This window comes from Nocardioides ganghwensis (assembly GCF_014779655.1).
GTDB lineage: Bacteria > Actinomycetota > Actinomycetes > Propionibacteriales > Nocardioidaceae > Nocardioides > Nocardioides ganghwensis.
In genome coordinates this window covers 38,294-57,877 of sequence record NZ_JACXYX010000020.1, presented here as the reverse complement: position 1 = coordinate 57,877, position 19,584 = coordinate 38,294, and the positions used below count along the sequence as shown (strand labels likewise).

Here is a 19,584-nt window from a genome sequence, read left to right as displayed (position 1 = left end):
GGAGCGGGAGACATGAAGCTCATCCTGACCCAGGAGGTCGACGGCCTCGGTGCCCCTGGTGACGTGGTCGAGGTCAAGGACGGCTACGGCCGCAACTACCTCGTCCCCCGTGGCCTCGGCATCCGCTGGAGCCGCGGCGGCGAGAAGACCATCGAGTCGATCAAGGCCGCCCGCACCGCCCGTGCGGTGCGCGACGAGGACCACGCCAAGGACGTCAAGGCCAAGATCGAGGCCAACGCGGTCATGGTGAAGGTCCGCGCCGGTGAGGGTGGTCGCCTGTTCGGCGCCGTCACCACCGCCGAGATCGCCGACGCCATCACCGCCGTCTCGGGCGAGAAGGTCGACCGCCGCACCATCGTGGTGGCCAACCCCATCAAGACGCTCGGCGCCCACGAGGTGTCGGTCAAGCTGCACGACGAGGTGTCCGCCACGGTGGCCCTCAACGTCGTTCCCGCCTGACGCGACGCACACCGCACGACCCACGCTCGGCCCGCTGCCCCTGAGGGGGTGGCGGGCCGTCGTGCTGTCCGGGACTACTCGGTCGGCTTCTCGCAGAGCGCGGGCGGCCGGTTGCCGCCGGAGTGGTACTCGTACGTCCGCCCGCCGGCGCGCAGCGTGATCCGCAGGCCGTCGACCAGCGCCTGGGTGTACATCTCACCCGGCTTGGCGCAGCCGCGGCTGCCGTCGCGCCAGGTGACCTCCTCGGTGGAGACGACCTCCACCTCGTCCGCGGGGATGTCGAGCGTGGCGGCCAGGTCCTCGACCGCCCGTACGGCGTCGGCCGGCGCGCCCGACGACGGGCTGGACGACGGGCTGGACGAGGGGCTCGACGACGGGCTGGGGTCCACGGCTGTCTCCTCGCCGTTCGGGGGCTGGGTGGTGCCGCCACAGGCTGCCACCAGGACGGAGGTCACCAGCAGCAGGGGGAGGCGGCGCATCGCGTGCATCACCCCAGTCTGACGGGAGTGCTCCCGGAGGCGTTCCGCCCCTCCCGCACATGACGAAGGGGCCGGCGGTGTCGCACCGCCGGCCCCTCCGTGTGGATCAGGTGAGGATCACCTCGATCAGTTCTTGACGACCCTGATCTTCAGCCTCTCCTTGCTGCCGAGCACCGCGGCGTCACCGAGGTACTCCACCTTCACCTTGATCTTGCCGACCTTGGTCGCCTTCGGCAGCTTGAGACGGGCCTTGCCGTACTCGTTGAGCGTCAGCGTCCAGGTCTTCTTCTTGAGCGCACCCTTCACCGTCACCTCGACCGTGCCGGTGGGCACGACGTTAGGGGCGGACACGGCGATCTTGAGCTTGGCCCTCTTGCCCTGCTTGATCACCTTCGGCGCGTCCACGTCGATCCGGGACTTCACCTTCGGCGTCGGGGCACCCGGGGCCGAGACCACCAGGTTGACCGGCGCGGAGGTGCTGCCGAGGTTGGCGGGGTCACCGAGGTACTTCGCGGTCACCGGGATGGTCCCGGCGGTCGTGAAGCCGCCGAGCGTGGCCGTGGCCTTGCCCGTGGCGTCCAGGGTGGCCGTGGTGACCTTGCGGTCGCCCGCCCAGAACTCGACCGTGCCCGTCGCGACCGTCTCGCCGGCGCTGAAGACCGTGGCCGTGGCCGCGGTCGTCTGACCGGTCTCGATGCGGTCCGGGTTGATCGACAGCGCGACCTCGCTGCGCTCCGAGGCGCCCTTGACCACGACCGTGTCGGTCGCCGACGCGGGCTTGGCGCCCGGGTCGCTGGTCGTGTGCACGGCCTCGTTGACCAGCCTCTGGCGCTCGTGGACGTCGCCGTCCACGGTCACCTGGTAGCTGAAGCTGGCGCTCTCGGCGACCGGACCGTCGTAGGTCGCGCAGACCACGAGGCCGTCCTCGAGGACCGGACCGGCGTTGCCCGCGTTGACCACTGCCTGGCCCGACGTGCCACCGGCGTTCTCGGTGCCGATCGTGACCGGCGCCTGGGCGTTGCCGCCGAGGAGGATGCCGTTGCCCGCGGTGATGTTGTCGTAGGCGAACCACATGTCGTTGCTGCCGTCGACGACCCAGGCCTGCATGTCGATCTGGCCGAAGGTCCCGGCGTCATCGTCGTAGAACCGCATGTTGTCGTACTCGATGATGCCGATCTCACCGGGGTCGAACCCGTTGGCGCCCGCGGTGCTGGCGAGGGTGACACCCGCGCCGGAGGCCAGGTCGTAGCGGAACTCCATGTCCTGCCAGAGCATCGCTGCGACGTTGTTGGGCTTGGCGACGTCGGGGACGGACTGCACCGTCCACGGCTCGTCGCCGGCACCCGGGTCGCCGTAGCCGTCGCCGTAGGTCAGGAACCCGTCGTCGGCGAAGTTGAGGCCACGGTAGGACGTGCCGTAGAAGCCGAAGTCACCCGTGCCGAAGGCGTCGAACGACGCCGTGTCACCGGTGACCCCGTCGTCGGCCGGGATGTCGAGCTCGGCCAGGTCGAGGTAGCCCCCGAACGGCGTGGTGCAGGACTCGTCCTCGGCGCTGGTGGCGAAGGAGTAGGTGCCCTCGAGGCCGTACGTCGTGGCCAGCTCACCGGTCCACGACACCGTGCCGTCGGCGAAGGTGGCGCCGTCGGTGGCAGAGCCCTCGACGTACGTCGTGCCCTCGGGCAGTGCGTCCGTGATGGTGTAGGTCAGGTCCTCGCGCGAGACGTTGGGCGCGACCTCGACGGTGTAGGTGATCGTGTCACCCGGTGCCGCCTCCTCCACGTCCGCGGTCTTGGTCACGTCGTCCTCGACGCGCTCGACCGTCACCGGGACGACACCGATGTCGCCCGGGCTGGCCGGCGAGGTGCCGAGGGTGAGCGTGCCGTGCCAGGTCTGACCGGCCTCCATGGCGTCCTCGTCCCAGAAGGTGCGGATCGAGAACGGCGTGGCGGCAGGCAGGGCGCCCTCGGGGCCCTCGGCGCGCAGGTTGCCCTGGTCGCCGGCGACCACCGCGGTCACCAGGTCGGTGGTGTCGGTGCCACCGGCCGTGGAGGCCTCCCAGTTCTGCACCAGGACCCAGTAGGTGCCCGGCTCGGGGTTGGCGATCTCGATGACCTCGTCCGAGCCAGCGCTCGCGCTCATGGCGATCTCGTTGGCCGCGGAGACCTCGCCCTTCCCGACGTAGAGGTCGAAGTCGGGCGCCGTCGGGTTCTCCAGCTTGGCGATGAGGCTCGTGGCGCCCGCGGGCACCTCGAGCATCTCGACGTGCGTGCCGTTGCCGTCGTACGGGTCGGTGTTGGTGCTGTCCTCGGCGATCGAGAGCTCGACGCTGTCCTCGGGCACCAGCCCGCTGGCGTCGATCTGCAGGTCGCTGATGGCGATGGCCTCGAAGCCCGACTCCACCTGGGAGCCCGCGTCACGACGGGTGGTGATGTCGATCGACTCGGGGAGCACGCCGGCCGACGGCAGGACGCCGACGGGGAGGTGCGCCACAGGGGCCTCGGATCCGGCGGGCGGCGTCAGCACCAGGGTGCCGAAGAGCCACTTGTCGGTGGCCACGCCGGCGTCGACGGTCGCGGTGACCGTGACGTCGGCGGTGCCGCCGTCGGTCAGCGCGACGGTGTCGACGTCGGTGTCGAGGGTGATGCCGTCGGAGACGTTCTCCACCGACACGGTCCACGTGCCGGCACCGGTGGCGGTGCCGGTGAGCGTACGGGTCCACTCGCACGTCTGCAGGCACTCGTCGTCGGCCATGCTGGCGGTGTTGAGCTCACGGACGTCGCCGCCGAGCGCGGGGTTCGCGCCCTGGTAGCCGGCGAGGTCCTCGTCGAGCACGAAGCCGGCCTTGGCGGCGCGACGGAGCTCGATGCGACCCGAGCCCATGTCGAACCAGTCGGCAGCGGTGCCGTCGGAGTCGGTGATGTCGCGCTCAGCGGTGGTCATCAGCGCCGACTGCGCCTCTGCCGGGCTCCACTGGTCGGCCTCGGGGACGTCGAGCTGCATGCCCCTGAGGAGCGCGAGCGCGCCGGCCGTGTGCGGGCTGGCCATCGAGGTGCCGGAGATGAACTCCCAGACGACCTCGTTGTCAGCGCCGGCCGCGGCGAGGATGTCCACGCCGGGAGCCGAGACGGACGGGCTGATCATCGACACCGCGCGGTTGGGGCCACGGCTGGAGAAGGCGGCCATGATGTCGCCGTTCTCGTCCTTGATGTCGGCGACCGAGCCGGAGAGCGCGGCCTCCTCGCCGGTGACCGAGCCCATCCACTCGCGGAGGGCGACACCGTCGTCGTAGGTGATGTGCGCGGCCGGGAGGGCGTGCGCGTCACCGTTGAGGGAGTCGCCGCTGGCCGGGTCGTTGGCCAGGACCATGCCCTCGGCGTTGAGCGCCGCGACGACCTCGCCCTTCTGCACGCGACCGGTGACACCGCGGTCGCACAGGACGATCTGACCGGTGAAGTCGGTCCCGGCGGGGAACTTCTCCGCCTCGCAGAGCGCGTTGCCGTTGACGGAGCGGGCGTCGACCAGCGGGTAGGCGGCGTCGGTGGGACCGGAGAGACCGGCACCCGCGATGTCGCCCGGGCCGGCGCCGGCGTCCGAGGCCAGGTCGGTGACCGACGAGACGTACTTGCGGTCGTGCGTGGTCGCACCGACCGTCGTCATCCACGGCACGTCACCGGGGCTGCCGAGGGTGGCGGCGCCGGGACCGGCGTTGCCGGCCGAGGTGGCGACGTGGATGCCGGCCTCGCGAGCGTTGAGGAACGCGACGGCGTCGGGGTCGGTCCAGGGGTTGGACGCCGCGGACGAGCCGATCGAGTAGTTGATCACGTCGACGTCGTCGAGGATCGCCTGGTTGATGGAGGCCAGGATCGAGTAGCCCTGGCAGCCGCCGTCGCAGACGTCGTAGCCGATGATGTTGGCGTGGGGCGCGACACCCTTGATCGTGGAGGTCACCGAGAACTCGTTGGGCGTGCCCTTGGCGGCGTACGCGGTCGCGTCGACCTGGTTTCCGGCCGTGGTGCTGCCGGTGTGGCTGCCGTGGCCGTCGTCGTCGTAGGGGTCGTCGAACGGGTTGCCGCCGGCGGCGGGGTTCTCGAAGTTGTAGTAGCCGATCAGCTTGTCGTTGCAGCCCCAGTTCGCGACGTACTGCGCGGTGTTGGCGGGGTCGCACATGCCGAGGTAGTTGCCGGCGCCGAGCGGGTTGGTGTGGTCGTAGCCGTCGCCACCGTCCTCGGCGGGCACCACGTCGGCGAACGACGGGTTCTCCGGGTTGAGGCCGGAGTCGAGGATGCCGACGATGACGCCCTCACCCTTGTTGCCGTCGAACGCCGCGGGGACGTTGGAGCCGTCCCAGATGGACGGCGCACCGATCCACTCGGGGCCCTTGTCGGTGGTGAGCTCGCGCTCGAAGTCGACCTGGACGGCCGCGACGCCGTCGAGACGGGAGACCTTCTGCGCCTGCGCGCGCGTCAGGTTGACCGCGATGCCGTTGAGCGCCTCGGTGTAGCGGTAGAGCACCTTGGCGCTGCCACCGGTGACCTGGGAGATCGAGGAGACCAGGTCGGCCTGCTCGGACTTGATCTCCGAGCGGTAGGCCGACTCCGACTGCGTGCTGGCCTCGCCGCGGCGCTCGGCGCTGTCGCGGGTCGGCACGGCAGGGGCGTCCAGCTGGACGATGTAGGTCTCGGCCTTCTTGCCGGTGCCGAGCTCCAGCACCGTGCCCTTGTCGAAGGCCTGGGCAGGGGTTGCCTTCTCAGGCTTGAGGGTGCCGGGGTCGAAGTCGGCTGCGTTGGCAGCCGTCCCCCACGGCACGAGTAGTGCGGCAGCGACGCTGGTTGCAGCGCCTGCCGCGATGGTGCGACGGATCACGCGGATCTCCCGTTCGACGAGACTGGCCCGACCGCATGACGACGCGCCCCCGAGAGCGAATGCGTACGTCATCCAGGCGGGATGAGGGGTGAAGCCCCTGTATCTGAAGTCACACGTGGGGCGCGTGTCAACGAAAACCGCGTCTGAAGATTCTCTCGTAACGGAGACGTAACCCCGGATCGTCTCCGCGTGGGTCAGGGCGCGGGCGCCGGACCGTCCGTCCGGATGGCGGCCGGGAAGCGGTTGGGCCGGGCGACGACGGCGTCGATCACGACCCGCTTGCGGCCCAGCGTCTCGATCACGATCCGGCCCGAGCGGACCCCGGAGTAGCGGTCGATGACGACGACCTGGCGCATGGCTGCCTTCGGGCCGGAGAGGTCGACGACGTGCCACGCGCGCCTGCCGACGCGCACACGCACCTTGCCGAAGCCCGGCCCGCTGGGGGCGATGAGGCGGAGCTCGCCGACCTTCGCGCGGGGCAGGACGAGCCGGGCCCCGCGCCTGGACGAGGTGAGCGCGTCACCACGGAACCAGCCGGCGTCCCGGACCTTCTTCCAACCGCGCTGTCGCGTGAGGTTGCGGGGGACGAAGAACTCGACCGGCTCCGACCAGGCGCTGGCGTTGCCGGCGGCGTCGACGGCGCGCGCGGCGAACCGGTGCCGGCCGGCCCGCGGGTCCTCGAGCTCCCACCGACCCGCCGAGCACGCCACGGGGCGGCCGTTGTCGGTGCACTCGATCGTCGAGCCCGCCTCGCTGCTGTTGAGCCGGATCGGCACGCCCGCGCCGGTGACCACCGGCTGGGTGGGGGTGATCTCGTCGTAGGACGTCGAGGTGACGAAGACGAACGGCGCCCGGGTGTCCTGGCCCCACCGCACGGTCGCCGGGGTGGGGTCGTGGTCAGGGGTGTCGGCGACCGCCGGCGGCAGCAGCGGGTTGACGTCGGGGTTGCGGGCGGCGTCGCCGAGGTCGACGGCGCGGGCCTGGAAGACGTACGTCCCGGCCGCGGCGTCGGGGAGGTCGGCGTACGTCACGGGGCTGGTGCAGGCGCGCCAGTCGTGGGCCTGCGGTCCGCCGGCCAGCGTGCACTCGAGGCCGAAGGGACCGGGGTCGGCGTCGGAGACCTGCGCCTGCACGGCGAAGGTCATCGTGGAGACGTCGACCAGGCCGGCGGCGTTGGGCGTGGTGGACGCGGTGAGGGTGGTGTCGGGCGGGGTGCTGTCGTCGCAGCCGTCCTGCAGGATGCCGGGCGCCGTCTCGTCGACGCACCCCGGCTCGGCCTCGGCGGGTGCGGCTCCCGCCAGGGGGACGAGCGCTCCTGCGACGAGCGCTCCTGCGACGAGCGCGACCACCCCCAGCCGCACTGCCGACCTGACGGCTGCGCGCTGCTTCTCCACCTGACCCACCTCGGACCCTCCCTCGGTCGTGATGCAGGCTCAACGAGCGGACGTCGCTCCGGTCACGAGCCACCGGTCGCCGCGTGCGCGCCACGACAGCAGCACCCCTCGCGCGCCCATGAAGACGAAGACCATCGCGACCCAGACGGCGACCAGGCCGTGCGGGAGGGTCGCCGCCCAGAGCGCGGCGGGGGCGTACGCCGCGAGCACGACCAGCCCGGCCCACGCGAGGTAGGCCCCGTCGCCCGCGCCGATGAGGACGCCGTCGAGCACGAAGACCATCCCGGCCAGCGGCTGGCCGAGCGCGGCCACCAGCAGGACGGGCACGAGCAGCTCCCGCACCTCGGGGTCGGTGGTGAACAGCGCACCGATGAACGGGGCCACGGCCGCGAGGGCGAGCCCGGCCACGAGCCCGCTGCCCCAGCCCCACCTGACCATCCGGCGGGTCAGCCGCCGGGTGCCGTCGACGTCGCCGCTGCCGAGGGCACGGCCGGTGAGCGCCTGCGCGGCGATGGCGATGGCGTCGAGGGCGAAGGCGAGGAAGCTCCAGAGGGTGATGGCGACCTGGTGCGTGGCGACGTTGACGTCGGTGGCACCGGTGCCGACGCGGGTGACGGCGTACGTCCCGACGAGCAGGCAGGCGCGCAGCGCGAGCGTACGGACGACGAGCGCGACGGCGGCGTGCGCGGCCGCGGTGATGCCGGCGCGGTCGGGGGACAGGGGCGCGTCGTGCGCGCGGGCCGCGCGGACGACGACCACGAGGAGCCAGGCTGCGCTGATCACCTGGGCGAGGACGGAGCCGATGGCCGAGCCCGCGATGCCCAGGTCGAGGCCGTAGACGAGGACGACGTTGAACACGATGTTGAGGCCGTTGCCGACGACGGCGACCATCAGCGGCGTACGGGTGTCCTGCAGGCCGCGCAGCACGCCGGTCGCGGCGAGCATGACGAGCAACGGCGTGGTGCCGAGGAACGCGATGGCCAGGTAGGTCTCTGCGTGGTCGGCGACCTCCGCGCCGACGCCGAAGGCGCCGACCAGGGTCGGGGTGAGGACGATCCCGAGCGCGGTGGCGAGGGTCCCGATGAGCACGGCCAGCCACACGCCGTCGACGCCTTGTGCGAGGGCGGCACGGAGGTCGCCGGCGCCGAGGTGTCGCGCCACGCTCGCGGTCGTGCCGTAGGCGAGGAAGACGCACAGGCCGACGACCGTCTGGAGGACGACCGCGGCGACGCCGAGGCCGGCGAGCTCGGGGGTGCCGAGGTGGCCGACGATCGCGGCGTCGGAGAGCAGGAAGAGCGGCTCGGCGACGAGGGCGAGGAAGGCGGGGACGGCCAGGCGCAGGATCTCGCGGTCGGTCTCGCGGTGGGTCGCGCGCTCGCTCTCCCGGTCGGTCGTCACGCGTCGAACTCTAGGAACGCCGCCCGGCGTCGGCCGTGCCGGACCGGATACCGGCCGGTTCCCGGCGCGTACATAGTCCCTTCGGACTACCTGTGAATGGCCGTGTGGATGACGCGCCGGTGGCGCTGGTCACGGCGGCGTGCTGGCTGACCGGTCGGCATCTTCCAGATGGCGGACGGGTGAACGTCCGCAGGGCCCGTGTATTTCTCCTCCACAGGCTGTGTGTCGCGTTGTCGCAGGTCAGAGCGGTGTTCGGCCAGCATTGCGGACTCGTGTCCACAGGCTCGTCTACGTCATGTGCACTGCTGCCTGCGTGTCGTCCACCCTCGTCCGCAGGTTCTCCACAAAGCCTGTGGATAACTCCGTCGCGCTGGCTTCCCCTGACCCGTCCGGAGCACGTACGGTCTCGCGCGGACGTCGATCGGGACGCCACTCGCGGACCGGGTCCGGCGCGGCTCGCCGGCGCAGGTCCGCTGGCGGTGTCGGTGGTCGTGCCTACCGTCGAGGGCGGCAGGTCGTGAGTGGGCCCGTGGGTGGCACGAGATGGAGGAGCGCGGAGTGAGCATCGCCTTCGAGGGGGACACCGACGAGGCCTGGGGCGACGGTCCGGCGGCCTACGAGCCCGGTCAGTCGCCGCGCTCGGCCGGTGACCGTACGCCTCCGCAGGACAACGCCGCCGAGCAGAGCGTGCTCGGCTCGATGCTGCTGTCGAAGGACGCGATCGCCGACGTCGTCGACGTCATCAAGGGCGTCGACTACTACCGCCCGGCCCACGAGGTCATCCACGACTCGATCATCGACCTCTACGGTCGCGGCGAGCCGGCCGACCCGATCACCGTCGCCGCCGAGCTGCAGAAGCGAGGCGAGCTCGTCCGCATCGGCGGCGCCCCCTACCTGCACACCCTCTCGGCCAACGTGCCGATCGCGGCCAACGCGGGCTACTACGCCGAGATCGTGCGCGACAAGGCGATCCTGCGCCGCCTGGTCGAGGCCGGCACCCGCATCGCGGCGCTCGGCTACGCCGGCGAGGGCGAGATCGACGACGTCGTCGACCACGCCCAGGCCGAGGTCTACAAGGTCACCGACCGGCGCGCGGCCGTCGACTACGCGCCGCTGAGCGACATCATGAGCGGCGTCCTCGACGAGATCGAGGCGATCGGCAACCGCGAGGCCGGCCTCTACGGCGTGCCCACGGGCTTCGCCGACCTCGACGACCTCACCAACGGTCTGCACTCGGGCCAGATGATCATCGTCGCGGCGCGCCCCGCCATGGGCAAGTCGACCCTCGCCCTCGACTTCTGCCGCGCGGCGTCGATCCACAACAACCTCACCAGCGTCTTCTTCAGCCTGGAGATGACGCGCTCGGAGATCATGATGCGCCTGCTCTCCGCCGAGGCGAAGGTGCCGCTCAACCACATCCGCAACGGCACGATGCGCGACGACGACTGGGAGAAGCTCGCCCGCAAGATGGGCCAGGTGTCGGGGGCGCCGATGTTCATCGACGACAGCCCCAACATGACGATGATGGAGATCCGGGCCAAGGCGCGGCGGCTCAAGCAGCGCCACGACCTCAAGCTCATCGTCATCGACTACATGCAGCTGATGAGCTCGGGCAAGAAGGTCGAGTCCCGCCAGCTCGAGGTCTCGGAGTTCTCCCGCAACATCAAGCTCCTCGCCAAGGAGCTCGAGTGCCCGATCATCGCGCTGTCGCAGCTCAACCGTGGTCCCGAGCAGCGTGGCGACAAGCGCCCGATGATGAGCGACCTGCGTGAGTCCGGCTCGCTCGAGCAGGACGCCGACATGGTGATCCTGCTCCACCGCGACGACGTCTACGAGAAGGAGTCGACCCGCCCCGGCGAGGCCGACCTGATCGTGGCCAAGCACCGCAACGGCCCGACCCGCGACCTCACCGTGGCCTTCCAGGGTCACTACTCCAGGTTCGTGGACATGGCCCAGGGCTAGTCGTCCGGGCCGGTGGAACGGCCTTCGTCCCTCTCGCTGGCGTGGAGGTGTCGCCGTCAGACCAGTCGCTGGGTGCGCAGTCTCAGGGCGTTGACGATGACGCTGACCGAGGACAGCGCCATCGCGGCGGCGGCGACCATGGGTGAGAGCAGCCAGCCGAGCGCGGGGTACAGCACGCCGGCTGCGATGGGGATGCCGGCGGTGTTGTAGGCGAAGGCCAGCACGAGCCCGCGCCGGACGTTCCCCATGACGGCGTGTGAGAGCTGCCGGGCGTGGGCGATGCCGTTGAGGTCGCCGCGCAGCAGGGTGACGCCGGCGGACTCGATGGCCACGTCGGTGCCGGTGCCCATCGCCAGGCCGACGTCGGCGGCCGCGAGCGCGGGGGCGTCGTTGACGCCGTCACCGGCGAACGCGACCACTCGGCCTTCGGAGCGGAGCTTGTTGACGACGTCGGCCTTGTGGTCGGGCAGCACCTCGGCCTCGACCCGGTCGATACCCAGGCCGGCGGCGACCGCGGTCGCAGTGACCTGGTTGTCGCCGGTGAGCATGATGACCTCGATTCCCTCCTTGCGCAGCGCCGCGAGGGCGGCAGGAGTGGTGTCCTTGACCTGGTCGGCGATACCGATGACACCGGCGGGTGTGCCGTCGACCGCGACGAGGACGGCGGTTGCGCCGGTGCTGCGCAGGCGGTCGGCCTTCTCGGCCAGGACGTCGGCGTCCACGCCCTGGGAGGTGAGGAACCCGCCGGTCCCGATGAGGACCCGCGTCCCCTCGACGGTGCCAAGGACGCCCTTGCCGGCCGGGGCGTCGAAGTCAGCCACCTCTGGCAGCCTGTCGACGCCGGTCGTGCCGGCTTGCGCCTTGTCGACGATGGCGCGTGCGAGCGGGTGCTCGGAGCTGTTCTCGACGGCAGCCGCGAGCCGCAGCAGCTCCTCGGCGGTGAGGTCGCTGTAGCCGTCGGCGAGCTCGACAGCGACGACGGCCGGCTTGCCTTCGGTGAGGGTGCCGGTCTTGTCGACGACGACGGTGTCGACCTTCTCCATCCGCTCGAGCGCTTCGGCGTTCTTGATCAGGACGCCCATCTGGGCGCCGCGGCCGACCCCGACCATGATGGACATGGGGGTGGCCAGGCCGAGGGCACACGGACAGGCGATGATGAGGACGCTGACGGCGACGACGAGCGCGTGCGCCAGCTTGGGGTCGGGCCCGACGATGGCCCAGACGATGAACGCGAGCACGGCGATGCCGATGACGGTGGGCACGAACACCGCGGAGACGCGGTCGACGGTGCGCTGGATGGGCGCGCGGGAGCGTTGGGCTTCGGCGACCATGTTGACGATGCGGGCGAGCATCGTGTCGCGGCCCACCGCGCTGGCACGCATCAGGAGCGTGCCGGTGGTGTTGAGGGTGCCGCCGATGGCGTGGTCGCCGGGGTTCTTGGTGACGGGCATCGACTCCCCAGTGACCAGCGACTCGTCGACGGCGGACTTGCCGTCCTCGACGAGCCCGTCGACCGGGACCTTCTCGCCGGGGCGCACGCGAAGCAGGTCACCGATGTGGACCTGGTCGAGAGTGACCTCCTCGTCGGTGCCGTCGTCGCGGATGCGCCGCGCGGTCCTGGGTGAGAGGTCGAGGAGTGCCTTGATCGCGCCGGACGTCGCTTCGCGGGCACGGAGCTCGAGCACCTGGCCGAGGAGCACGAGTGTGGTGATGACGGCGGCGGCCTCGAAGTAGACCGCGACGGCGCCGTCCTCACGGAACGCCTCGGGGAAGATGCCGGGCGCGAGGGTGGCGACGACGGAGAACAGCCAGGCGACGCCGGTGCCCATCGCGATGAGCGTGAACATGTTGAGGTGGCGGGTGCGCACCGACGCCCAGCCGCGTACGAAGAACGGCCAGCCGGCCCACAGCACCACGGGCGTGGCGAGCACGAGCTGGGTCCACGCGGACGTGGTGGCGGAGACGTTGTCGTGGAGCCACGGGACGAGGTCGCGTCCCATGCCCAGGACGAGGACGGGCAAGGAGAGCACCACCCCGAACCAGAACCGGCGCGTCATGTCGCGCAGCTCCTCGGACGGGCCGGTGTCGGCGGTGACGATGACGGGTTCGAGGGCCATGCCGCAGATCGGGCAGGCGCCGGGCCCGTCCTGTCGGATCTCGGGGTGCATCGGGCACGTGTACTCGATCGCCTCCCCCTCACCCGGCGTCGGCGGCTGGCCGCCAGCTGCGCCTCCGTGCCCGGCGTGGTCCTGCTCGTCGGACCGGCGGGCGTAGGCATCCGGCGCGGCGAGCAACGTGTCCTTGCAGCCAGCCGAGCAGAAGTAGAAGTGCTCGCCGTCGTGGACGGCGGCATGTTCGGTCGTGGCCGGGTCGACCGTCATCCCACACACCGGGTCGGTGACCTGGCGAGCTGTGGTCGAAGCCGGGTCGTGCGCGTGACTGCTCATACCCCCACAATACCCCCGGGGGGTATCAAGTCAACCCCTCGACGGTCCTGCTTGAGAGGGGGACGTTGGCCCTGGTGCCTCACAGGGGAGGAGGGCAGTCTCAGGAGGCAACCACACACCCAGCACCCGTCAAGGAGCCCCGTCATGACCACCTCACTCGCCAGGATCCTCAGCATCCTGTTCCTCGCAGGGGGCCTGTCCCTGACAGCGACCCCTGCGGTGTCCGCCAGCGCTGGCTCGGAGTTCGGTCACCACGTGCAGTCCTGTGCTCAGGTCATGGGATTCGACGGCGCGCACAATCCCGGCATGCACACGGGCTTCGCGGGGTGGCACCCCACCCACGCCTGCTGAAGGTCGACGGGCGGCCCGGGCGTCGTCCCGGGCGGGCCGAAAAGGTTGGTGACTCTGCGTCACGCCTGGGGCCGAGCCCCGTCTCCTCGTCAAGGACGCGGGGCGAGACGGACGGTGAGCACTGTGGAGACCATCGGAGTGACGCGGCACGCGTCGGAGAGCCTCTTCGACGCCGGCTTCTGGCAGGAGTGCGAGCGCGAGGCCGATCTGATGCTTCGGGCGATCACCGGGGTCGACGACCCCCTCACGCCTCCAGCCGGCGTCGCAGCCCCTTGAGGGACACCCGCGCCCAGGCGTCGTCGAACTCGCGGACGGCTGCCTCGGCGCTCGCCTCCTCGAGCATGTGCAGGCGGCCGTAGGTGAAGCCGTTGTGTCCGTCCGCGTGTGCGCGCGCACCGTGGTCACGCAGGACCCGGCGCGACATCACGGTGTCCTGGAACCGACCGAGGACCTGCTGGATCGCCTTGACCGATGCGGCCAGCTCGTCGGCCCGCCTCCCGAGGACCGGAGCCATGGACTCGGCGGCGTAGCGCAGGCGCTTCGCCTTCTTGCGGGCGTCGTGGAGAGCGACGTCGCGCTTCTCGCCGCCCGCCGCGCGCCTGACCTCCTTCACCGAGCGGCGGAGTCGCTTGGCGTCGCGGTGCAGCAGTCGCGGAAACACCTTCCGGGCCGGCTTCCCCGCCTCGGCCGTGAAGGCCGGAGCCCCCACGAGCTCGTCGAGGTCGTCGAGCAGCCGGAAGTAGCGCCGGTCTCCGAGCGCGGCGAGAGTCGCTTCACGGGCGGCCCGTTCGGCCGCTCGAAGGTCGTCGTCGATGGATGCGGCCACCGGACCGAGCACCAGGTGATCCGGCTCGGCCGCCACCAGCTCGGTCAGCCGTTCCCGGAGGACCTGGGCGTCCCGCGCCGGTCCGAGGGCCCGGCCGAGCCACCGCAGCTCCTCGGCCAGCGAGTCGGTGGCGGCGGCGTCCTCGAAGAGCGGACCGTACGTCTTGAGGGCCGACCGCAGCCGCCGGACGGCGATGCGCATCTTGTGCACCGACCCGTCCTCGCCGGCCCTGACCCGCCGGTCCTGAGCGAGCAGCCGGTCGACCTGCCGTCCCAGCCGGTGCGTGACAGCGGCCGCGGCGGTCGATCGGCGGAGCTCCTTCTTCCGCAACGGCGGCGACGGCGCTGGGGGAAGGTGGTCGCCCAGTGTCCGGGCCAGCTTCGACGACGCCTGCGCCCGTCGGGCACCGGCCTCCCGGAACAGCTCTTCGGCCAGGTCGAGGAGGGTGTCGTCGCCCGCGACCAGCTCGACCTCCCACTCGCGCCACTCGTCCCGCTGGTCGCCGACGTGGAGCTGTTCGGTGCGTACGTGGTCGTCGCAGACGTGGGCCAGCACGGCGTCGTCGGCGTCGAGCAGCGCGCGCTCCTGGCGACGCGTGAGGATGCGCGCGACCGGGACGAGGGGACGGTCCCGCACCAGGGCTCGCACCGGCTCGAGCAGAGGTCGCGGGACCGTTCGGGTGGCGCGGCCCAACGGCCGTCGCACCTCGACCCGGGTGTCGCCGACGCGGGGCAGCTTCAGGTGCCAGCCGGCATCGGAGCCCCCGGTCCGCCGCCGTACGGTGACGCCGCGGCGGGCCAGGTCGAGGTCGACCGTGTCGAAGTACACCGCCTCGAGCTCGTGCTCGACCGCCTGACCCACGCGCGCCACACCATCGACGTCGAGCATCGTCGGAAGGACGGTCGCGGGGTCGACGTCGAAGGTGCGCTCGGTCTCGGGCCAGGACTCGTTCACCATGACACATTGTCGGCCGCTCCGAGACAGGGGCGCACCCTGCGCGCGGGTGGGTGGCTTCATCGCCCGCGTCGGGTGATGAGTTCCGGCGCCCACCGCCGTCATACGTGTGACAAGGACACGACGGACGGAAGGATGGGTCATGACGGTCGACACGGATGTGGAGGAGGTCGGCGTGAGCAGCCTGGACGACATGGACGAGGCGAGCTTCACCGCGGCCGCCGAGCGGCACCGACGCGAGCTGCACGTGCACTGCTACCGGATGCTCGGGTCGTTCCAGGACGCCGAGGACGCAGTGCAGGAGACCTTCCTCAAGGCGTGGCGGGCGCGCGGGACGTACGAGGGGCGCTCGACCTTCCGGGCGTGGCTCTACCGGATCGCCACCAACGCCTGCCTGGACCTGCTCGCCACGCGGCGCCCCGAGCCCGCGACCGGCGGGGAGGTGCGGTGGTTGCAGCCGTACCCCGACAGCCTGCTCGACGAGCTGCCCGCCGCCGACGCCGACGAGCCGGAGGCGCTCGCGATGGCGCGGGAGACGATCGAGCTGGCGTACGTCGTCGCGGTCCAGCACCTCGCGCCCCGGCCGCGGGCCGTGCTCGTCCTGCGTGACGTGCTCGGGTGGCCGGCGAAGGACGTCGCCGACCTCCTCGGCGACTCGGTCAACTCGGTCAACAGCGCGCTGCAGCGGGCTCGCGCCGGCATGCGCGAGCACCTGCCCGCCGAGCGCCAGGAGTGGACGGGCGCGGACACGGACGTGGAGAACCGCGAGCTCGTACGCCGCTTCACCGACGCCAGCGTGGCCGCCGACCTCGACGCGATCGCCGCGATGATGCGTGACGACGTCCGCTACTCGATGCCGCCCTGGGAGGGACTGGTGGTCGGCCGGGACGCCGTCGTCGCGGACTGGACGGCCAACGGCTACCCCGGGATGACCGGCCTCCGCGCGGTCCCCACGGCGGTCAACCGCCAGCCGGCGGTCGCCTACTACCTGTGGCGCGAGCAGGAGGCGGCGTACGTCGCCCTGACCCTCGACGTGCTGCGCATCTCCGACGGGACGGTCACCGAGGTGACCATCTTCGACGCGGACCGGTTCGCCTCCTTGGGCCTGCCTGAGCGGCTGGCCGCCGACGGGGCCGGACAGTGAGCACCGGACGGCTCGTCGCCACCGGACTCGGGGCCGCCGACACCGCCACGGCCCTCACCCTCGTGCTGCTGCACCTCCTCGCCGCGGCGCTGGTGGTGCCGACGGTCGCGCGGACGCTCCGGACGACCGCCTGACGTACGTCGTCCACGACCCGCCTGCGCCCTCGAGGCGGCCGTGCGCAGTCGAGAGACCGAGGCCCTGCGTCCGCCCTCGTGGGGTAGTCCAGTGGGTAGTGGCTGGGAAGACGGCCCCGGGACGACCGGAACCCACTGGACTACCCCGGCCGACAACCACACCCCACTGGACTACCCCGACCCGGAGCCAGACGCCACTGGACTACCGCCGGGCGGGCCCGGACCTCCGCCACGCAGATCACGCGCGTGAACGCCCGCCGCATCCTCCCGTCCTGGCCAGGCCGGGGGCCGAGCGGCCTCAGCCCGGGGCGTGGGGGTGCGCGGCGTCGTACGCCCGGGCGAGCCGCTGCGGCACCACCATCCGCCAGGCGTCCACGACGAGCTCGCGGGCCTCGGCCGCGTCCAGCTCGGACAGGGTCGCGTGCACCCAGTTGAACCGGAGGTCGGAGGCCCCGGGCAGGTGGAAGCGCGGGTCGCCGGCCACGAGCGCGTCGCGCTCCTCCTTGGGGAACGCGAACCCCATGACGCTCTCGTCCTCGGAGAACGCTACGTAGACGATCGAGCCGACCCGGAACTTCAGCCGTCCCCGCACGGTGGCGACGTACGACCGGTCCAGGGTCGAGCCCAGCGCCAGGACGTCGTCGAGCACGGCCACCCCACCAGTATCGGCACGCCGTCGACGGCGGGCATCCCCAGAACTCGGGGCCGTCTCCCGTCCCGGGCGGGCACCCGCACTGCCCGTAGGGGTGATGTGTCCACCCCCCGACGTGGCTAGCGTCTCCAGCAGCCATGCACAGCGACGACCCTCAGCTCCTGACGCTGACCTACACGAGCGCCGCGACGCGTCTCATGTCCGTCGCGCAGCTCGTGGAGCTGATCGAGCAGATCCGGCCCAAGAACGAGCGCCTCGGCCTGACCGGGCTGCTGCTCTACAGCGGCGGCAACGTGATCCAGACGCTCGAGGGCACGTCGGACGCCGTGGACTCGGTGTTCGGCGCGATCCAGGACGACCCCCGCCACGGCGGCGTACGCGTCGTCGACCGCCGACACGTCGCCGACCGCTCGTTCTCCACGTGGTCGATGGGCTTCCGCAACGTCTCGGCCCGCGAGGTCGCCGACCTCCAGGACTTCAACGAGTTCGCCCGCCAGTCGGTCGGGCACGACCTCCTCGCCCACGTGGCGCCGGCCTTCGAGCTGCTCGAGTCCTTCCGCCTCAACACCGCCTGTTCCCCGCCCTGGTCGGTGCCCGACGCCTCCCATCGGGGTGGGGCCGCGCTTCCGTCCCGGTCGTAGGGTCGAGGGCATGCAGACTCGCACCCTCGGCAACCAGCAGGTCGGCGCCATCGGGCTCGGCCTGATGACCTTCGACCAGACCGGCACCCAGCCCCGCCAGCAGCTCCTCGACACCGTGTCCGCCGCGCTCGAGGCCGGCGTCACGCTCTTCGACACCGCCGACGCCTACGGCCCCGGCGACGAGAAGGGCGAGGGCGCCCAGGGGGAGAACGAGCGGCTCATCGCCTCCCTCCTCGACGAGCTCGGCGTGCGCGACCGGGTCCTGCTCGCGACCAAGGGCGGCCACGTCCGCACCGAGGGCGGCGGCTGGGACACCGACAGCTCCGCGGCCCACCTCCGCGAGGCCGTCGACGCCAGCCTGCAGCGTCTCGGCGTCGAGCAGATCGCGCTCTGGCAGCACCACCGCCCGGACCCCAAGGTCCCCTACGACGAGGTCATCGGGACGCTGAAGGAGATCGCCGACAGCGGCAAGGTCGCCCACGTCGGCCTCTCCAACGCCGATCCGCAGCAGATCCGCGACGCGCACGCCGTCCTCGGCGACGCGCTGGTGAGCGTGCAGAACCAGTTCAGCCCCAAGTTCCGCTCCAGCCGTCCCGAGATCGACGTCTGCGAGGAGCTCGGCCTCGCCTTCCTGCCGTGGAGCCCGCTGGGCGGTCTCTCCGACGCCAAGGAGCTCGCCGAGAAGCACCCGGCCTTCGCCGAGATCGCCCGGGACCGCGGCGTCAGCGCGCAGCAGGTCGCGCTGGCGTGGGAGCTGGCGCAGTCGCCCGTCGTCATCCCGATCCCCGGCGCCAAGCGTCCCTCGTCGATCACCGACTCGGCCGCCGCGGCCGACCTCGAGCTCACCGCCGACGAGCTGGCCCGGCTCGACGCGAGCTGAACCGTGGCCCGCCCGATCCTCAGCCGCGCCGTCGACGCGGTCATGGACCGCTCGCTCGTCCTCGGCTACACCACGATCGGCCTGGCCGTGCGGCGTGCGCTGCCCGGCTGGCCGCCCGACCCGCTGCCACGCTCGCTCGAGGGACGCCACGTCCTGGTCACCGGCGCGAGCTCCGGGCTCGGCATCGCCACGGTCGAGGGCCTGGTCACCTACGGGGCCGTCGTGCACATGCTCGTGCGTGACGAGGCCAAGGGCGCCGGGGTCGCCGAGCGGATCCGGGCGACGCACCCCGGGGCGGACGTACGGCTGTGGCGCTGCGACGTGTCCGACCTCGACGACGTACGCCGCTTCGCCGCCGACTTCGCCGGTGAGGTTCCCGACCTCCACGCGATCGTGCACAACGCCGGGGTCATGCCGCCCGCCCGCACCGAGTCGCCGCAGGGCCACGAGCTGAGCCTCGCGGTGCACGTCGTCGGGCCGGTGGTGATGACCGAGGCGCTGCGGGGTCCCCTCTCCGACGGGGCCGGCGGCCGGGTGGTGCTGGTCAGCAGCGGCGGGATGTACGGCCAGCCACTGCGCGCCGACGACCCGGGCTTCACGACCGGCGACTACTCGCCGACCACGGCGTACGCCCGGTCCAAGCGCTGGCAGGTCGAGATGGCGCCACTCCTCGCCGAGCGCTGGGCCGCGGACGGGATCACCGTGGCCACGATGCACCCGGGCTGGGCCGACACCCCCGGGGTGCAGGAGTCCCTGCCGACCTTCCGCAGGCTCACCCGTCCGGTCCTGCGCGACGACGCCCAGGGTGCCGACACCAGCGTGTGGCTGACCGCGGTCGAGCCGGCCCCGCCGACGGGGCGGTTCTGGCACGACCGGGTCGAGCGGCCGACCAACCTGCTCCCGACCACGCGGGCGAGCGGACGGGACCGGGCCCAGGCGTGGGCGTGGCTGCGCGAGGCGGCCGGGCTCGACTGATCGCCCGGCACTCGGCTGGTGCGGC

At 71.8% G+C, this 19,584-nt stretch carries 16 protein-coding genes; 9 read left to right on the top strand and 7 right to left on the bottom strand.

The features are described from left to right. Positions 1–12 precede the first annotated feature (12 nt). Positions 13–459, top strand: coding sequence for a 50S ribosomal protein L9 (rplI, locus tag IEZ24_RS19110; RefSeq protein ID WP_129456614.1), 447 nt, complete (start codon positions 13–15; stop codon positions 457–459). 74 nt (positions 460–533) lie between these two features. Here the strand turns inward: rplI and IEZ24_RS19105 are convergent, their stop codons facing one another. The 4 genes from IEZ24_RS19105 to IEZ24_RS19090 form a co-directional block, all read right to left on the bottom strand. Next, a complete protein-coding gene (locus tag IEZ24_RS19105; protein ID WP_129456615.1) occupies positions 534–947 on the bottom strand; it encodes a hypothetical protein in 414 nt (137 codons plus the stop codon). Between the two features lie 117 nt (positions 948–1,064). Continuing rightward, positions 1,065–5,801: a S8 family serine peptidase gene (locus tag IEZ24_RS19100; RefSeq protein ID WP_165356188.1), complete on the bottom strand. Its 4,737-nt coding sequence runs from the start codon at positions 5,799–5,801 to the stop codon at positions 1,065–1,067. A gap of 194 nt (positions 5,802–5,995) precedes the next feature. Then, entirely contained in the window at positions 5,996–7,195 is a 1,200-nt protein-coding gene (locus tag IEZ24_RS19095; RefSeq protein WP_129456617.1) for a hypothetical protein, read from the bottom strand. A 39-nt stretch (positions 7,196–7,234) separates the two neighbouring features. Next, positions 7,235–8,593, bottom strand: a complete 1,359-nt coding sequence (locus IEZ24_RS19090; RefSeq protein ID WP_129456618.1) for an MATE family efflux transporter — start codon at positions 8,591–8,593, stop codon at positions 7,235–7,237. 564 nt (positions 8,594–9,157) lie between these two features. Here IEZ24_RS19090 and dnaB point away from each other — a divergent pair. Further along, positions 9,158–10,555 (top strand): replicative DNA helicase, encoded by a 1,398-nt coding sequence (gene dnaB / locus IEZ24_RS19085; RefSeq protein ID WP_439116373.1) that lies wholly within the window; start codon positions 9,158–9,160, stop codon positions 10,553–10,555. A gap of 56 nt (positions 10,556–10,611) precedes the next feature. Here the strand turns inward: dnaB and IEZ24_RS19080 are convergent, their stop codons facing one another. Then, entirely contained in the window at positions 10,612–13,002 is a 2,391-nt protein-coding gene (locus tag IEZ24_RS19080) for a heavy metal translocating P-type ATPase (protein ID WP_129456620.1), read from the bottom strand. 144 nt (positions 13,003–13,146) lie between these two features. On the opposite strand from IEZ24_RS19080, the gene IEZ24_RS19075 reads away from it, so the two are divergent. Together IEZ24_RS19075 and IEZ24_RS19070 are read left to right on the top strand one after the other, a co-directional pair. Next, positions 13,147–13,353, top strand: coding sequence for a hypothetical protein (locus tag IEZ24_RS19075; RefSeq protein ID WP_129456621.1), 207 nt, complete (start codon positions 13,147–13,149; stop codon positions 13,351–13,353). 123 nt (positions 13,354–13,476) lie between these two features. After that, on the top strand, positions 13,477–13,629 hold the full coding sequence (locus tag IEZ24_RS19070) for a hypothetical protein (RefSeq protein WP_165356189.1): 153 nt from the start codon (positions 13,477–13,479) through the stop codon (positions 13,627–13,629). Here IEZ24_RS19070 and IEZ24_RS19065 read toward each other — a convergent pair. Further along, on the bottom strand, positions 13,598–15,136 hold the full coding sequence (locus IEZ24_RS19065; RefSeq protein WP_165356190.1) for a CYTH and CHAD domain-containing protein: 1,539 nt from the start codon (positions 15,134–15,136) through the stop codon (positions 13,598–13,600). The genes IEZ24_RS19070 and IEZ24_RS19065 overlap by 32 nt on opposite strands. 139 nt (positions 15,137–15,275) lie before the next feature. Here IEZ24_RS19065 and IEZ24_RS19060 point away from each other — a divergent pair, with 139 nt between their 5' ends. Together IEZ24_RS19060 and IEZ24_RS19055 are read left to right on the top strand one after the other, a co-directional pair. Then, positions 15,276–16,277, top strand: a complete 1,002-nt coding sequence (locus IEZ24_RS19060; RefSeq protein ID WP_129456623.1) for an RNA polymerase subunit sigma-70 — start codon at positions 15,276–15,278, stop codon at positions 16,275–16,277. Next, positions 16,274–16,411, top strand: coding sequence for a DUF6069 family protein (locus IEZ24_RS19055; protein ID WP_165356191.1), 138 nt, complete (start codon positions 16,274–16,276; stop codon positions 16,409–16,411). Before IEZ24_RS19060 ends, IEZ24_RS19055 begins: the two co-directional genes overlap by 4 nt. Before the next feature lie 298 nt (positions 16,412–16,709). Here the strand turns inward: IEZ24_RS19055 and IEZ24_RS19050 are convergent, their stop codons facing one another. Further along, positions 16,710–17,066, bottom strand: coding sequence for an MmcQ/YjbR family DNA-binding protein (locus tag IEZ24_RS19050; RefSeq protein ID WP_129456624.1), 357 nt, complete (start codon positions 17,064–17,066; stop codon positions 16,710–16,712). 134 nt (positions 17,067–17,200) lie between these two features. Here IEZ24_RS19050 and IEZ24_RS19045 point away from each other — a divergent pair, with 134 nt between their 5' ends. The 3 genes from IEZ24_RS19045 to IEZ24_RS19035 are packed head-to-tail and all read left to right on the top strand — an operon-like array spanning position 17,201 to position 19,559. Further along, on the top strand, positions 17,201–17,704 hold the full coding sequence (locus tag IEZ24_RS19045; protein ID WP_129456625.1) for a BLUF domain-containing protein: 504 nt from the start codon (positions 17,201–17,203) through the stop codon (positions 17,702–17,704). 10 nt (positions 17,705–17,714) lie between these two features. Beyond that, positions 17,715–18,584, top strand: coding sequence for an aldo/keto reductase (locus IEZ24_RS19040; RefSeq protein WP_129456626.1), 870 nt, complete (start codon positions 17,715–17,717; stop codon positions 18,582–18,584). Positions 18,585–18,587: 3 nt separating this feature from the next. Further along, positions 18,588–19,559 (top strand): SDR family NAD(P)-dependent oxidoreductase, encoded by a 972-nt coding sequence (locus IEZ24_RS19035; protein ID WP_207206913.1) that lies wholly within the window; start codon positions 18,588–18,590, stop codon positions 19,557–19,559. The last annotated feature ends 25 nt before the right edge of the window (positions 19,560–19,584 follow it).

What these genes read in the sequence shown, in the direction of transcription:
- IEZ24_RS19065 (WP_165356190.1), bottom strand. Translation starts at nt 15,136, where the DNA reads ATGGTGAACGAGTCCTGGCCCGAGACCGAGCGCACCTTCGACGTCGAC.
- IEZ24_RS19060 (WP_129456623.1), top strand. Translation starts at nt 15,276, where the DNA reads ATGACGGTCGACACGGATGTGGAGGAGGTCGGCGTGAGCAGCCTGGAC.
- IEZ24_RS19075 (WP_129456621.1), top strand. Translation starts at nt 13,147, where the DNA reads ATGACCACCTCACTCGCCAGGATCCTCAGCATCCTGTTCCTCGCAGGG.
- IEZ24_RS19040 (WP_129456626.1), top strand. Translation starts at nt 17,715, where the DNA reads ATGCAGACTCGCACCCTCGGCAACCAGCAGGTCGGCGCCATCGGGCTC.
- IEZ24_RS19105 (WP_129456615.1), bottom strand. Translation starts at nt 947, where the DNA reads ATGCACGCGATGCGCCGCCTCCCCCTGCTGCTGGTGACCTCCGTCCTG.
- IEZ24_RS19045 (WP_129456625.1), top strand. Translation starts at nt 17,201, where the DNA reads ATGCACAGCGACGACCCTCAGCTCCTGACGCTGACCTACACGAGCGCC.
- IEZ24_RS19080 (WP_129456620.1), bottom strand. Translation starts at nt 13,002, where the DNA reads ATGAGCAGTCACGCGCACGACCCGGCTTCGACCACAGCTCGCCAGGTC.
- rplI (WP_129456614.1), top strand. Translation starts at nt 13, where the DNA reads ATGAAGCTCATCCTGACCCAGGAGGTCGACGGCCTCGGTGCCCCTGGT.